Here is a 15432-nt window from a genome sequence, read left to right as displayed (position 1 = left end):
AAATACCATCAGGGCCTGTAGATCAGACTTTGCCCAGTACCAAAACTGGTGTCTACAAAATAACCTAGAGCCAATCCCTGCTACCGCAGAGACCGTGGCAATGTACATTGATTATCTAAGCCAAACCAACAAAAGTGCCACTATCCAGAGGCGAATCAATAGCCTAGGCACCGCACTCAAACTTTCCAAAAATCATGACCCTACAAAATAACCAGAAGTGATACTCGCCCTAAAGCGCATGCACCGCAAAATAGGACGAGCTCAAGAACAGGCAACACCATTGACTAAAATATTATTGAATCAGCTACTCAACAACTGCGACAACAGCACAATGGGAATAAGAAACCACGTGCTCCTGCGACTGGGCTACGAAACCATGCGAAGACGATCCGAACTCTGTGCCTTTAAAATTTGAAAATATAGATTGTGCACCCAATGGCAAACCAATTATCAGACTCAACTTCTCAAAGACCGACCAATATGGAACGGGTAAAGTGCTTCCTATCAGCGAAGAGTTGCTTGGCCTATTAAATCAATGGAAAGGGATAGCAGGAAACCAAGGCTATATTCTAAGATCCATTAACAAACATGGACATATTGGCGGTAGCCTAAACCCAGCGAGTATTAGTACTATTTTAAAGACACTACAGGAGGGGTTAAAATCTGGATCAAACCAACAAACGCTCAGCGGTCATTCATTTAGGGTAGGTGCAACACTTGATCTGCTAGAGCAAGGCGAATCGCTTGAGAAGATTATAATTAGAGGGGGATGGCAGTCGGATTCAACGGCGATGAAGTATACAAGAATTTGGTGTTTCTAAAGTCAGTTACATTTAAAATAAAAGGATAGAATTTAATCTACTTTTTCAGAACCCCTACCACACAATCATTATCTTTGATTATGAGTGTCGTAATTTGACGTGAATCCATTAACAGGAGAGCATCCTCCATTCTTGTTCCTTTTTCAACAGAACATGGATTGTGAGTCATAATATTCGATGCAGAAATCGAAAAAATTGAATCTCCATAGGTTCCTAACGCTCTTCGAATATCACCATCAGTGACAATGCCAATTTCCTCCCCATTAACAATACATATTCCAAGAGATCCTTGACTAATTGTTTCTATCAAATCCAGAATGCCCGCATCACCATCTACAAATGGTAAGTTATCAGTTACCATTTCATTTTCTACACGGCTTAATAGTCGCCTACCAAGTGATCCACCTGGGTGGAATCTAGCAAAATTTTCAGGCAGAAAATTTCTAGCTTTCATGAGGGTAACTGCCATTGCGTCTCCCATTGCTAACGTAGCTGTCGTAGAGGCCGTTGGAGCCAACTGAAGTGGACATGCTTCTTTTTCTACTGCAATGTTTAAATGAAACTTGGAGGAAATTGCCAGTGTCGAATCTGGATTACCTGTCATTGATATTAAAATGTTTTTATTATCCTTTAGAAAGGGTATTAACTTAATAACCTCGTCAGTTTCGCCTGAATTAGATAAAGCAAGGAAAACATCTTCAGGAGTCACCATACCTAAATCACCATGGTAAGCCTCACCAGGGTGCATAAAGAAACAAGGGGTGCCAGTGCTAGCTAAAGTTGCCGCGATTTTCTTACCAATTATTCCTGATTTACCCATCCCACAAATAATCAAGCGACCCTTAGAGGCTAAAATAGAATCGATAGCCGCAGAGAAATCATCGTCTAGATTATCAGATAAATCCAATACAGCTTTAGACTCTATTTCAAATACTTCTTTTGCAATCTCATGAAATGACATAAACCTTATTTATCACCTTTTTTCTTTATAATTTTTTTAACTCGCTCGACATCATCCGCTGTATCAACGCCCCCATCCAATGATGCTTGCCATGACATCATACTTATAGAATAACCAAGCCAAACAGCGCGTAACTGTTCGAGCTTTTCTAATTTTTCAATGTCGCACTGTGATGTTGATGCCAATTTTTTAAGAACACTCCCTCGGTATGCATAAATACCAACATGTCGATTATAACATTCGACAGGCCATTCCGTTGGAGAAAGATCTCTAAAAAACGGAATCGGCGAACGAGAAAATGTAATTGCCTCTCTATTCTTGTTAACTAGGACTTTAACTACATTTGGATCATTAATATTACTAACAGAATCCATTGGCACCATGACGCTAGCCATTTCAAACGCTTCATTGGCAAAGCAAAATATAGTGAAGGCTTTTAGCAATTCGGTATCAATTAAAGGCTCGTCTCCTTGAACATTGATGATAATCGAGTCATCTGGCCACTCAAGTTTGTTTGCAACCTCCGCAATTCGATCCGAGCCACTTTCATGCCTTGTAGATGTTATTAGAGAGCTGTAACCAAAATGCTCAACAGTCCTTTTTATTCGATCATCATCAGTAGCAATCCAGATATCGATCGAGGGCAACGCGCATCGAACACGATCTGCAACACGAATTATCATTGGCTTGCCGCATAGATCAATTAGCGGCTTACCACGCAATCTGCTGGAGTTATAACGCGCAGGAATAACTACTTTTAATTTTCTACTGTGTAATGTCACCAACCAATCCCAAATACATTTTTTCTATTGAAAGGCCGGCATTATTCAAAATAAACTCAGCAGCTTCTCTCGCTACTCCATTACCACCTTTTGATTGCGTTACGTAATTGGCGCAATCAATCACTAACTGATGTGCATCAGAGGGAGCAATACCTAGTGCCACCTTTTTCATGATCGGCACATCAATAATATCATCGCCAACGAACGCAATTTGACTCAGATTGAGGCTTGAAGATTTTATTATTTCATTTAGTGCATTTAACTTGTCGTTACATCCGGTGACTGCAAAGTCAAAATTTAACTGTTTGATTCTATAGTCCAATGCTTTGCTTGCTTTTCCAGATATGATGCCAACCATAATTTCATGTTTTTGAAGTAACGAAACCGCAACGCCATCCCTCGCGTTAAAAGGCTTGCAGACCTCTCCATCGGGGCCAATAAAAAGAGAACCATCAGTCAAAACACCGTCAACATCAAATAGTACCAAACGAATTTGATCAGTATTGACCATCAGACAATTTCTAATCTAGGTAATGATTTGACAGTGTCGTCGATAGCTTTGACTTGCTCAAGAAAAGGTCCAAGCTGGTGCAGTGGTAAAGCACTGGGACCATCACAACGTGCTTTGTTTGGATCAGGGTGTGCTTCCAAGAATAACCCTGCCAAGCCTGTCGCCATGCCTGCTCTAGCAAGCTCAACAAGTTGATTTCTTCGCCCCCCTGAGGCTTCGCCCACAGGATCTCTGCATTGTAAACTATGTGTTACATCGAAAATTATTGGCGCATTATTAGTAGTTTCTTTCATAACCTGAAAACCAAGCATATCTACTACTAAGTTATCGTATCCAAAACTGCTTCCGCGCTCACATAAAATTACATCAGAATTACCAGTTTCCAGACATTTATCAACAATATTTTTCATCTGGCCAGGACTCATAAATTGTGGCTTTTTAATATTTATTGGCTTGTCAGTCCTTGCAATTTCAACGACTAAGTCAGTTTGTCTTGCTAAAAAGGCAGGAATTTGTAAAACATCTACAATTTCAGCGACAGGTGCCACCTGATCAATTTCATGAACATCAGTTATTATTGGGACACCAAATTCTTCTTTTACGGCAGAAAATATCTTTAAACCCTGCTCGAGACCCACACCTCTGTATGAATTTATTGATGACCTATTCGCCTTATCAAAAGATGCTTTAAACACAAATGGAATTTTTAAATTTTGAGTTTCTCTAATAAATTTCTCACAAACAGACAATGTAAGTTCTTCGCTCTCCAAAACATTAATGCCACCAAACAAGACAAATGGTGATTCGTTCAGAAGTTCGATTTTTTTAAATTTCATAAATTCTCCATATCTTTGAATAACACTACAAGTTGGAAATACACCAATAAAACCGTATTTTAGTACATCATCAAGTCTAAAATCACATTGCAAACATTATCAGTTGCATTTTCTATATTGTATGGCGTATTTGTATCTTTATTGTTTGAATAAAAGTCAATCAAATGATCCTCAATAGAATCGATAGAATCAATACCTTTGGAGTATCCATATTTTGAGAATGGAAGCATCGGAGTTAAAACAGACTTATCAATTGTAATGAAACCTTTTCCTAGTATTAGAGCCTCAAACCCAACAATGGACGTGCAAGTTACAACCAAATCAATAGTAGGCAATAAATCTGATAGCTTTTCATCATTACTGCTTGATTCAATAAATTCCGGGTATTGCCTTGGCATTTCATTTGGATGGTTTCGAATCACTAATTTCCAATTCCTTCTAGCATCAAATATTTTAATTAGCTCTGATTCAATCTTACTAGGAAGTAGTGGGTCGCCATAAGTATCATTTTCAGCAAAGTATTCTGGCTCTGGTTGGGAGGCCCAAAGTACTCTATAAGAAAGTTTTTTGTGTTTTTTTTGGGCTTGTGAGGCAGAAACTAAAGTATCAAAAGCCGGATTCCCAGTTATCACAACATCGCTGTGTGGCCTACCATTTTCAATTAATACATCTCGCGCAAAGCTAGATGGAACACAAATTTTCGAAGAAAAACTTTTATCAATAAACCATGATAATGGCCTTTCAACAAATAAATCACTGAGAACTACACTCTTAATGCCAAGTTGTCCAGCAGCATAAATTATTGCTTTTTCACTTCTAGGAGAGCTCGTTGAAACAACAACATCTGGTTGAAGTTTTAATAAAACTCTGGTCATACTTTCGAGAGGGTGAAATATAAGCCTTCCTGATTGTTCATAAAGTTTTTTGGCAGCTTTATCTCCGTGTTCTGAAACCAGATCGAGATAATTTTGACCCAAATAAACTGAAGTATCATATATTGGAAGTATATTAGCATCGATCGAACCAGCCAATCGTTTACCTATTTCTTGCACTTCCGGGGTATCAAAAAAATCTGCATAAGTGTAATGTCTGACATCACTTTTTCGTAAGTTATTAATAGCAGTTGTGAGCGCTAAAAAAGCGACTTCACAATTCATGTCTTGCATTTTTTCTGCTACTGGTAGAAGTGATTTGACGTGACCACCCCCATAACTAACAAAAAGGATTTTCTTCATTTACTACTCCATCGAACTACAGCTATAAATAAAACTATGAGTAAAACATATGGTCCCACATAAAGAAGCATATATTCACTAAACTGACTCACAATAAGGAACAGCAGAATAGTAGAAGATTGATACCATAAATGTTTGTTTTCTTGTTTTTTGTGTGAAAGGATCGGTTTTAACCAAAAATAATTAAATAGAAGGAATCCAATTATGCCAAGCTCAGAAAGTAATCCAATGAATAGGTTATTTGCCGACTGTTCTGAATAGCCACTGGCATATATTGATATATCTTCTTGAAACTGACCTAAACCAATGCCGAACAGAGGGTGAGAGTAAAATGCACCTATCGCTCCCTGCCATATCTCATCTCTTAAATTTAAATTAATGAGATCAAAGACCAAATTAAAATTAAATGACATGAAAAGTGCCAAAAGAGTAATTATTAATACTGTCAATTTTTGAGAGATTTTATTTATAGGGATTATTTTCAAAAATAACATTATACAAATAATAGAAATCGCCATGCGTGATTCAGATAATAGAGTTCCTGATACAAAAATGGCGAAGAAAATTATAACGGCTAAAATATTTTTATAAAGTAGCATGGCAATTTGAAATGAAAATGCCATCATCAATCCAAATACATTGGGATTTGAAAAAAGTGAAGATACCTGGCCTTTGTGTAAATATATAGAGCCTCTCAAAAAAAATACTTCACCTATAACAGATGGGTATAAAAACTCTATCCAACCCATAATTACGGAAATCACAGAAACTGTAATTATAAATTTAAGATGCCTATTGAGAAATCCCTCTCCGTATAAAGATAACAATGTATAATAGGGAAATACAAAAGCGATCAGAGATATAAAAACCAGAGTGTAAGCTAAAGATATATAACCACCAACGCTTAAAATTGAAGATAGTGCTAACAAAAAAACGACTGGAAACTTCATTAAATGCGTGGACTTAATTTCATTTCCCGATACTATAAGAAGGCAACATAAGGAAGCAAAAGGCAGTATTTTATTTGTTACTGCATTATTCGCAATAATTATTGGCACATAGATAATTGATGAAATATATGCAAAGTTGATAATAAAAAGAGAAGACGATTGCCTAGATAATTTCATAAGCCCATTATTAGGTTTCAATTGGAAAGTTCTAATGCTTTAAGAAATTTACATAATTTCAAAACGATAAGTAAGGGGTTTTTAATAAAGTCATTTATCAAAAAACTCCCTAAACCATATTTCTATAGCCATCAATGCTCTAATTTCACGAGTATTGTTTTCATTTCCGTTTTGATGAGACTCTAAAATACTAGCCACATACTCATAATTAAAAATTCCTCTTTGTTTTGTCTTTTTTGAAAGTAGCAAATCTTTACACATTTCTGCCAAATCAGTTTTAAACCATTCGCCAATTGGTACTGTAAACATTTGTTTTTTCCTGTAGGACAAATTTTCACCTATCAGGGGAGTTACTGCTTTTTTGTACAAATACTTAGTTGTCCCATTTTTTAATTTCAAATTTCCAGGCATAGAGAATGCAAGAGATAACATACGGTAATCTAGGAATGGGGCTCTATTTTCAATCGAAACTGCCATACCCATCCTATCAGGCTTTACAAGATTATTTCCCGGAAGAAGGAGCATAGAATCAATGTAAAGTGCTTGATTTATGCGATCCATACTTTTAGATTTATCAAAGAGGGGTTTTACAACATTAAAAACGCTCAAATCCTTTATTCTTTTCTTAGACTTTTTCGATAGTAATTTACTTTTAGAATCTTCATTGAACAACGAAATATTATCAAGATATCTAACCTGAAAATCATAGTCTGAAAGCATATCGGTATCTTCACCAAAAAAATCTCTATACTTATCATACCCAGCGAAAAGCTCATCTGCTCCATCTCCAGTCAACACCATCTTGACTTTTTTAGCCGCAAGCTGTGCGACTTTGAAGGTCGGCAAAAAAGAGACATCACCATGAGGTTGATCACAATGGTATGTGGCCGTTGGCCAAAGACTGGTCATATTTTCTTCAACTTTTTCCATCATATGACATGTGTTAAATCTTTTTGCAGCAGCAGCAGCAAAAGGAGATTCGTCATATTTTTGATCGTTGAAACCGATACAAAAAGTATTCACTGGCATAGGAAGATGCTTGCTCATCAATCCAACAACAGAGCTTGAATCTACGCCACCTGAAAGAAAGGCTCCGAATGGAACATCTGATCTTAAACGAATACGTACAGCGTCATCTAGCACAGAATTAAAATCTTCAATCCATTTTGACTCTGACTGCTCATTGATCTCGATCTTTGATAGGTCATACCAAGTAAATTCTTCAATGCTATCCTTAGTAATTTTCAAATAAGTTCCTGGCATTACATGAAAGATTCCCTCAAACATCGTCAAGGGTGGCGGCACATAATTAAAAGTCAAAAATTGATTAATTGCCTCAAGATTGGGGGTTTTTTTATTTATTGCTTGGAGTATTGACTTAATTTCAGAGGAAAAAAGGAGTAATCCATTTGCATGAGAGAAATGTAGTGGTTTTTCTCCAACCCGATCCCTTATTAAGAAAAGAGCGTCAATATTTTTATCATAAATAGCGATTGCAAACATACCATTTAGTATCGGCAATCCCTCAATTCCGTCTCTTTCATAAAGTCTGAGGATTACCTCAGTATCACAACTTGTTTTACAATGATAACCGTCAGCAGATAATTCTTTAGCGACTTCGATATGGTTAAAAATCTCTCCATTCTGAACAACTACGATATTCTTATCATCTGACAAAAAGGGTTGCTGGCCATGCTCGACGTCTAAAATAGCTAGTCTTTGATTGCCTAGCGCGACTCTTGCTTCTGTATCATAATATTGACCACGCCCATCGGGTCCACGATGCTCAATAACATCACCCATTTGATCAAGTACTGTGGTTGAAATAGTATTCTTACCACAATCAAAATAACCATATATTCCGCACATTTCTAATCCTTAAAACTGGAAGGTTAAAAACTACTCCCTTTAATTAACTTAATAAATGTATAAAAAAAGATATACATATCGAGTAAAAAACTCTGATTTTTTACATAAGCTAAATCTAAACAAATACGAGAATACTGTTTTCCATTTCTCCCTTTAAGGAATAGTTGACTGAGCCCAGTGATACCAGGCTTTACAAGATGTCGCTGTTTCCAATGTGAAGGTTTGTAATCTACTATCTCCGAAGGCGTGTAAGGTCTGGGCCCTACAAGACTCATTTCCCCCTTAAGTACGTTAATCAATTGCGGCAATTCATCTAAATAATATTTTCTAATAAATTTGCCTATCGGGGTAATCCGTGGATCGTTTTTAACAGTTGTTTGATATTTAGATCTAGCCTCTTCAGCTGACATCCCTTCTGAAACATCCCCAGTATGAGATTCTGCTAGATACATACTTCTAAATTTATATATTTCGAAAAAAATTTCAGATTTTCCAACTCTTTTTTGTTTAAAAAAAACAGGTCCAGGTGAACCTACTTTGACAAAAAATCCTATTATTACAATTACAGGAAAAAGTATACCTAATCCAAAAAAGGCTACTACTCGATCAAGTGCACTTTTAAGTCTAATTTGAATCAATCCCATGGGACTATTTCCAAGCGAATTTCGAAAGAAAATCTTGTGTCAAATCCTTCATTGTTACCTCCTCCATGCACCGACATGGGAGAGAAAAGCATAAAATCACCCTCAAGCACATCCGGTCTATGCATAACTATGTCTTTGGAAGTTTCTTTAATTTTTGGAACAGAAGTTTCCACCCCATTTTCTTTCAAGGTTTTTTTCCCTGTCAATATATCGTCATAGGAAAGTGTTGGAACAATCTCTTGATCAGTCCATTTATGGGAAAAAGGAACTACAGCTAAAGAAGAGTTAAAATAACTCCCAGAAAGAGGCAAGTAGATATTTAATAAAGGTGTGAAATAGGGAAACCAATGGTCTCGATGCATTGGGTTGTTATCATTACTTCCAGGCCTTACTACCCTAAATTCAATATTATTACGAAAAATTCTAAGATTCTGTTTTGTGCTTTTTTCCGCAATCTCAATTAGCTCTAATAAGAAAGGATGCGTTTCAATCCCTATATCTAGGTCACGGCCATATTTTTTAATAAATGCATCATGATCAATATTATTTTCATTAATTACTTTGTGATACTTTTCTATTTTAAATGAATCTCCTACTTTCGTATCACCCGAAAAGCTAATTAGCTTGTCTTTAAGATGGTTGGTAAACTTTTCTTTTAAATCATAAAAGCTCTCCATGTTGCCATGCCTAAAGACCTGATAGCCAAAATAATTAAGCAAATGCTCCTCATGTAACAATTCATGAAAGGGCATATATTTTCCACTCATACTAGCAACTCCTAACGCTTAATCAGACAATCTGATGTTTAAGTTTTACAACCTTTAAAACTCTCTCAATTAAAACCTTACGATCTGATTCAACCTGTTTTGTGCCTCTATGTCTCAAAGATTTTAACGTGAGAAATAATTTATTAATTTCACCTTCGAGGTCAGTATTTTGCCTAAAAGAAAGCAATCCACTTCCACTTTTATGAAATGTTCGAGAAAGAATAACTGAATTTGAACCAAGGCGAACATGTTCAGCCAAAACCAATTCACCCGGAATATCCCCCTCACCTACGCGGGCTACACCACCAAATCCAAATGGCAAATTAGCGCGTTTTATTATATCTGTTGCAGTATCTATCAATCCATTGGCAAGCGGTTCAAACATAAAACTTAAGCCCATATCAAGATGCAGATCATTCAAACCTATATAAATTTCTGACAATCCTGTCACATCAACAATATTACTCATATCTTTAAGTGCGCTATATGTCTCCACAAGGGGAACAATTCCAGCTCGACCCGCAACCATGTTAGAAAATAACTTCAAGTCAGCAGCAGTCTTAAACATAGGCAACATAACTAAATCTGCACCCGACTCAATAACTTGGTCAAGTTCAATCTGCGTATGTTCATGTAGTGGATTTAATCGCACCAATAACTCTGCCTTTTTAATACTTTTTTTTACCAAGGAAATATCCTTGATTGAATGCTGGCTTATCAAGGTATCCAAATGACCTTGGCGTTCTTTTTTACCATTAACTTCTAAATCAATAAATATTCGGGCGACACCGCAATCCTCTGCATAATTCGCCAATTCTGGACTGTTTGTAATCAACATAAACTTCAATTGAGTGGCACCCTTTTTTTGATCATTAATCTGAAATCGCAATTGAACATAGCAAGAGAAAACAGTGACAGCAATCCAATTAAAATAGCCAGTAGAATAGTAAGAAGGGGATCAAAATTCGCAGTATCTAAAATCGAAATTAAGAGATAAAGCAAAATTGACGAAAAAACCAAGCCAGTTAAAAATTCACTTTTAAGAATTAGATGAAAAATACCTTCTCCGTCTATTTTGACCAAAAATATCTGCAACAAAAATATAAATCCGTACCCGCAAACCATACTCATCATTATTGAACTAAGTTCAAAGCCAAACGCGTTGCTTGTATATGTTAAATAAAATACTACCAGACCTAAAAAATTTATTATTAATGGTGTTTTCGTATTTTTTTGCGAGTAAAACACCGCTGACAAAAATACAGCCATACCCTGCAAAGGAAGAGCAAACAGGCCAATAGAAATAACTTGCTTAATGGCAAGAAGGTCCTCGTCTTTCATATTTCCATAATTAAAAATAACATCAATGTAATTACTACTAAGTGTAAGCAAAGTAATCATTATTAGAAGAGATATTCCTAATATTGCTTGAGAGCCATAGCCAACCAAGGTTTTGTAAAGATTACGATTATATAAAAAACTTTCTGACAATTTTGGGAATAAACTAACTGATAAGACTGTTATTGCAATAGCAAGCGGAAATTCAATTAGCCTACTTGAATAGTTCATAACAGCCAAACTACCCTCACCGAAAAACGAGGAAAATGCTCTTACTAAAACTGGGATAATAAGCAAAATACTTCCTGAGAAGATAGCTCCAACATATCGGTATACGATTTTTCTGGACAATAAAATTGAATCAAATGAGCTAATAGGAGCCCACTTTAATCCAACGAAAACAATCTGACTAGACAACCTTAAAAAACCGCCTAACAAAACAAACAAGGCCACCCAATAAACAGAGCCAAGTCCAAATTGAACAAGCAAAAGACCTGATATAATTGAGGAATTCATTATTAAGGTACCTAATGAAGCAATAGCAAACTTTTCCTTGGAGTGTAAGAAGGCTGTCGTGATTCCAGCCAATACTGTTAGTGGAACAAGCCATATTACCCAACTTAAACTGGTGGATGCTTTTATTTTTTTTTCACCCTCAAATCCTGGAGCAAACACTTCAACAAGTAGGACGGAATTCAAGTATAAAAACGCAGATACCAATGTAAAAATTACTCCAAAAAACACTGCCGCCTGAAAAAGTAGCTTTCTTGCAAAGTCGGGTTTCGCTTTAAATTCGGGAATTAATACGGCACCCATAGCTCCACCAACCAAAATATTAACTAGCAAGTCGGGCACAGTTAGCATGAGCAAAGTAACATCAGCTTGAGAGCTAACACCAAAAGTGGCAGCAACAAAGGACTCTCTAATAAAGCCAGAAAGCCTACCCAGCAATAAACCTAGGTTTATTACTAAGGTGGAAAAAAGAATATGCTTTATCATATTAACAAATTAAGGCCTTATCGGTTTTATTACCTCTTCTTGAAAGGGCCTCAGTTAACCAATACCTTGATGAAGCTTCTAAATCATCAGGAAGGCTATTTATGGGTATAAATTTGGAAGCGCTAATCTCAAATGAACTATCCACAGACTCGTCCTTAGAGTATTTGTCAGCTATGAAAAGCACTACATGATCGCGCTTACTAACATGTTTGGAATGATAAACACCTAATAATTTCGGCTTTTCCCTTAGCATAATTGACGTTTCTTCGCGCACCTCACGAAAAACTGCTTCCTCCGCAGATTCATCAATATCTATACCTCCTCCAGGAAGATGCCAGCCTTCTATATATGTATGTTTGACTAACAGTACTTCTTCTTTATCATTGAATACCGCACAACGTACACCCATCGTTAAACCTCGGGACAACAAAAAATACTTGTGTAGGACATTAATTAAATATTTTTGCTTTAGTCCGAGAACAGATTTAGGTGGAAAACTTTTAGACTGCAAAGCACTTTCACATTCAGCCCGTGAATCCTCAAGCCCTGTATCACCTGCCACTGATTTTTTTTCCGTAGCCTCTAATAAGTCTTTAGAACCAAGCGCTTGAAAAGACTTTTCGTTTTTAGTCTGAACAATTTGCGAGTCATTTTGACTCACGTAACCTAAGTTGTTTTTCGACAACAACAATTTCAGTGCACTAATATCTCTAACCTTTAGTACATCATTAAGGTTTTCCAAAAACTGTTCATGATTGCGATCATCGGGGCATGGCTCTTTCAACTGCATTATTTTAGGATGCGACGTCTTTTTAAATTCACCCGATATCAACAACTCTTCATATAGTTTTTCTCCTGGCCTAAGCCCTGTATAAATAATTTTGATGGGATTTAAATGTTTATTCTGCTCAGTTTCGACAACTTTCCCCGAAAACCGAATCAATTTTTTAACTAGATCAAGAATTTTTACCTGGTCTCCCATATCTAATACAAAAACATCACCTCCCTTCGCCATAGATGAAGCTTGTATAACCAACTCAGAAGCCTCAGGTATTCCCATAAAGAAACGAGTAATCTCCGGGTGAGTCACTGTTACAGGGCCACCATTACGTATCTGTTCTCTAAATTTTGGAATAACTGAACCAGAAGAACCTATAACATTCCCAAATCGAACTGAAGCAATAGTTGTGGCTGCCCCTCTGGCTGATGCAATCTGACATAATATTTCAGCAATGCGTTTTGACGCTCCCATAATATTGGTTGGTCGAACTGCCTTATCAGTTGAAATGAGAGTAAAGGAACTAACACCCGCTCGAATTGAAGCATCAAGAATTATTTTTGTACCAAACACATTATTGTAAACCCCCACGAACGGGTTAGCTTCCACTAAAGGAACATGCTTGTATGCAGCAGCATGATAGACAGTATCAATTTTTTCGTTATTCAATAGATTTTCCACCAAATCGATATCGCAAACCGAACCTAGAACTGGGAGAACTCTATCAGAATAATCAGCGAGCTCTTGGTGGATACTAAATAAAGCATACTCACTGGCCTCAAGCAAAATTAGTTTTTGAGGGGAGAGATTAATCACTTGACGACATAACTCACTTCCAATGGAACCACCAGCGCCAGTAATCAAAACAACTTTTCTGGTGATGTTGTTTCTCATAAGATCTTGGTCTGGCTGTACACTCTCACGCCCTACTATATCTTCGACCCTTAGTTCCTCTAGGTAGTTGACACCATTATCATTTTCCTTCAAATATGCATTTATTAATGGTGCACACTTTACTTCCACCGGAAGAATTTCTAAACGATCAAGAAGGTTTGAATTTTTGAAGATGGCCTGCTCACGATTAGCAAGAACGACTATTGAAACTTGATTTGCAATTATTTTATCTTCTAAATCTACATTCGCAAAAACTGGTAATCCGTGCAGCTCTAAACCCGTTAAATTGATACCATCATCAATAAACCCCAGAACATCATACCCTGGTTCCCGTCTAATTGAAGTCATTAGTTGAACTGCTACTTTTCCCACTCCATATATGAGAACTCTTTTTCCATTAGTATCTGAAAAATCTAGTATTTTACGGGCCATAAGGCGACCGCCTCCGATAAAAAATACAGACGTAAAAAATAACAGAATAAAGCTTGCCGGTATAATCTGGCGATCAACCAAAACAGATATTAAACCCAAAATAACAACTGATATTAATTGAGCGATTACAATCAACTGCATCATTTTAAAGCCCGAAAATCGGACGACCACACCATATATTTTTAGCCAATAAAGCGCCGTCAATGAAATTACTACAAATATCAACCCAAATAAAATTTCATTTTTAATATTTACATCTTCATACAATAACCATGATACAAATACATATAAGGGCAGCAACACCGAAAAATCGAATATTATCTGAATAATTTTTTTAAGCCCCCTAGGGATGCTACAAATAGCTTGAATCCAGTCTATGTGTATTTCAGATTCTGAGTTATTTTCATTGCTTTTAAACATATCTAACACCGTTGAAAACCGTATTAAGGAATATCAGGATATTTAGCACAATATCATATAGCGATTAATTTAATAGTATAGTGATGGTAATGGACATACGGCAATAAGGATGACATTATTTTACATCGTCCTTTATGAATTTAGGATATGAACATCGAATTTTTACTTTTTGAATTGATGATTGTGTAGAACTTATTAGCGCCTTAAGATATCCGAGTTCATTAAAGTTATTACATCGCAACCCTATAGTAATTGGTTGTATTTCTGGTGCGCAGTAGGTACCAAAAACTCTATCCCATATGCAGAATCTAATAGCGAAATTTTTGTCAAAATGATGATCTTCTATTGAGTGATGTATTTTGTGGTACATCGGCGAAACAAGTAAATATTTACCAATAATTCCGAAGCACCAATTAGCGTTCAAGTGATGGACCTGACCTGAAACTATTGAAAAAAGCGTTGCGGCAATAAAAGTTTCGATTGGCGCTCCAATAAGAGCTAAAGGTAACGCAAAAAAAACCCATCTAAATCCCGTTTCAAGTGGGTGTCTGCGGTTTGCGGTCATTATATTCATACTGCTAGCTGAATGATGAAGTTTATGAATTTCCCAGAGAAAATCTATTCTATGTAAAACCCTATGAGCCCAGTAACCCAAGAAGTCCAATGCAACAATATAAATAATAGATTGTAAAATTGGGTTGTGAATAATATGCAAGAAATTAATGTTTAAATTGCTATTAATAGGGTATTTAACAAGCCAAGGAATACCGAAAGTCCATATAAAAACAAGAAATGGAAATAACTTCAGTGCATCTAGCAAAAAGACGATACAATCTATTTTGATAGATTTTTCTTTAGCTACTAATCGGGAAATGGCGCTCTCTTGTCTATTAATAAAGAAATCAATAATTAACAGAATGGAAAATGACAAAAGCATTAAGCCAGAGTATATCCAGCTAGAATCATAAAAATGACTAAAAATTTTATTATATAATGCGTCAATCATTTAGCTTTAAAC

14 protein-coding genes are annotated in these 15432 nt (G+C 36.3%); 1 reads left to right on the top strand and 13 read right to left on the bottom strand.

Annotated elements, in window-relative coordinates:
• Window positions 1-398 precede the first annotated feature (398 nt).
• Window positions 399-821, top strand: coding sequence for a tyrosine-type recombinase/integrase (locus tag E0F26_RS05940; protein WP_279243128.1), 423 nt, complete (start codon window positions 399-401; stop codon window positions 819-821).
• 37 nt (window positions 822-858) lie between these two features.
• Here the strand turns inward: E0F26_RS05940 and E0F26_RS05935 are convergent, their stop codons facing one another.
• From E0F26_RS05935 to E0F26_RS05875, 13 genes are all read right to left on the bottom strand, one after another.
• The gene (locus E0F26_RS05935; protein ID WP_279243127.1) at window positions 859-1782 is read right to left on the bottom strand and encodes a KpsF/GutQ family sugar-phosphate isomerase; all 924 of its coding nucleotides are present in this window, start codon (window positions 1780-1782) and stop codon (window positions 859-861) included.
• A 5-nt stretch (window positions 1783-1787) separates the two neighbouring features.
• Entirely contained in the window at window positions 1788-2564 is a 777-nt protein-coding gene (kdsB, locus tag E0F26_RS05930; protein ID WP_279243126.1) for a 3-deoxy-manno-octulosonate cytidylyltransferase, read from the bottom strand.
• Complete coding sequence (locus tag E0F26_RS05925) at window positions 2548-3075, bottom strand: KdsC family phosphatase (protein WP_279243125.1); 528 nt, start codon at window positions 3073-3075, stop codon at window positions 2548-2550. The genes kdsB and E0F26_RS05925 overlap by 17 nt, the downstream gene beginning before the upstream one ends.
• Window positions 3075-3911 carry a 3-deoxy-8-phosphooctulonate synthase gene (gene kdsA / locus E0F26_RS05920; protein ID WP_279243124.1) on the bottom strand — a complete coding sequence of 279 codons (837 nt, stop codon included), beginning with the start codon at window positions 3909-3911 and terminating at the stop codon, window positions 3075-3077. The genes E0F26_RS05925 and kdsA overlap by 1 nt, the downstream gene beginning before the upstream one ends.
• Before the next feature lie 59 nt (window positions 3912-3970).
• Entirely contained in the window at window positions 3971-5146 is a 1176-nt protein-coding gene (locus E0F26_RS05915) for a glycosyltransferase family protein (RefSeq protein ID WP_279243123.1), read from the bottom strand.
• Window positions 5143-6294 carry an O-antigen ligase family protein gene (locus E0F26_RS05910; RefSeq protein ID WP_279243122.1) on the bottom strand — a complete coding sequence of 384 codons (1152 nt, stop codon included), beginning with the start codon at window positions 6292-6294 and terminating at the stop codon, window positions 5143-5145. The genes E0F26_RS05915 and E0F26_RS05910 overlap by 4 nt, the downstream gene beginning before the upstream one ends.
• Window positions 6295-6363: 69 nt before the next feature.
• Window positions 6364-8142, bottom strand: coding sequence for an asparagine synthase (glutamine-hydrolyzing) (gene asnB, locus E0F26_RS05905; RefSeq protein WP_279243121.1), 1779 nt, complete (start codon window positions 8140-8142; stop codon window positions 6364-6366).
• Window positions 8143-8165: 23 nt separating this feature from the next.
• The gene (locus E0F26_RS05900) at window positions 8166-8786 is read right to left on the bottom strand and encodes a sugar transferase (protein ID WP_279243120.1); all 621 of its coding nucleotides are present in this window, start codon (window positions 8784-8786) and stop codon (window positions 8166-8168) included.
• Window positions 8777-9553 carry a phytanoyl-CoA dioxygenase family protein gene (locus tag E0F26_RS05895; protein ID WP_279243119.1) on the bottom strand — a complete coding sequence of 259 codons (777 nt, stop codon included), beginning with the start codon at window positions 9551-9553 and terminating at the stop codon, window positions 8777-8779. Before E0F26_RS05895 ends, E0F26_RS05900 begins: the two co-directional genes overlap by 10 nt.
• A gap of 22 nt (window positions 9554-9575) precedes the next feature.
• Complete coding sequence (locus E0F26_RS05890; RefSeq protein WP_279243197.1) at window positions 9576-10391, bottom strand: aldolase/citrate lyase family protein; 816 nt, start codon at window positions 10389-10391, stop codon at window positions 9576-9578.
• 5 nt (window positions 10392-10396) lie between these two features.
• Window positions 10397-11890, bottom strand: a complete 1494-nt coding sequence (gene murJ / locus E0F26_RS05885; protein WP_279243118.1) for a murein biosynthesis integral membrane protein MurJ — start codon at window positions 11888-11890, stop codon at window positions 10397-10399.
• 1 nt (window position 11891) lies between these two features.
• Window positions 11892-14414 (bottom strand): polysaccharide biosynthesis protein, encoded by a 2523-nt coding sequence (locus E0F26_RS05880; RefSeq protein WP_279243117.1) that lies wholly within the window; start codon window positions 14412-14414, stop codon window positions 11892-11894.
• Window positions 14415-14529: 115 nt separating this feature from the next.
• Window positions 14530-15420 (bottom strand): sterol desaturase family protein, encoded by an 891-nt coding sequence (locus tag E0F26_RS05875; protein ID WP_279243116.1) that lies wholly within the window; start codon window positions 15418-15420, stop codon window positions 14530-14532.
• Between the last annotated feature and the right edge of the window lie 12 nt (window positions 15421-15432).

Source organism: Candidatus Paraluminiphilus aquimaris (assembly GCF_026230195.1).
Classification (GTDB): Bacteria; Pseudomonadota; Gammaproteobacteria; order Pseudomonadales; family Halieaceae; genus Luminiphilus; species Luminiphilus aquimaris.
The sequence above is the reverse complement of the archived record's forward strand: the minus strand, read 5'-3'. Positions and strand labels throughout refer to the sequence as shown.

Coding starts and splice junctions, on each gene's coding strand:
- E0F26_RS05875 (WP_279243116.1), bottom strand. CDS start 15,420: ATGATTGACGCATTATATAATAAAATTTTTAGTCATTTTTATGATTCT.
- kdsA (WP_279243124.1), bottom strand. CDS start 3,911: ATGAAATTTAAAAAAATCGAACTTCTGAACGAATCACCATTTGTCTTG.
- E0F26_RS05915 (WP_279243123.1), bottom strand. CDS start 5,146: ATGAAGAAAATCCTTTTTGTTAGTTATGGGGGTGGTCACGTCAAATCA.
- murJ (WP_279243118.1), bottom strand. CDS start 11,890: ATGATAAAGCATATTCTTTTTTCCACCTTAGTAATAAACCTAGGTTTA.
- E0F26_RS05895 (WP_279243119.1), bottom strand. CDS start 9,553: ATGAGTGGAAAATATATGCCCTTTCATGAATTGTTACATGAGGAGCAT.
- E0F26_RS05890 (WP_279243197.1), bottom strand. CDS start 10,391: ATGTTGATTACAAACAGTCCAGAATTGGCGAATTATGCAGAGGATTGC.
- asnB (WP_279243121.1), bottom strand. CDS start 8,142: ATGTGCGGAATATATGGTTATTTTGATTGTGGTAAGAATACTATTTCA.
- E0F26_RS05925 (WP_279243125.1), bottom strand. CDS start 3,075: ATGGTCAATACTGATCAAATTCGTTTGGTACTATTTGATGTTGACGGT.
- E0F26_RS05900 (WP_279243120.1), bottom strand. CDS start 8,786: ATGGGATTGATTCAAATTAGACTTAAAAGTGCACTTGATCGAGTAGTA.
- E0F26_RS05880 (WP_279243117.1), bottom strand. CDS start 14,414: ATGTTTAAAAGCAATGAAAATAACTCAGAATCTGAAATACACATAGAC.
- E0F26_RS05935 (WP_279243127.1), bottom strand. CDS start 1,782: ATGTCATTTCATGAGATTGCAAAAGAAGTATTTGAAATAGAGTCTAAA.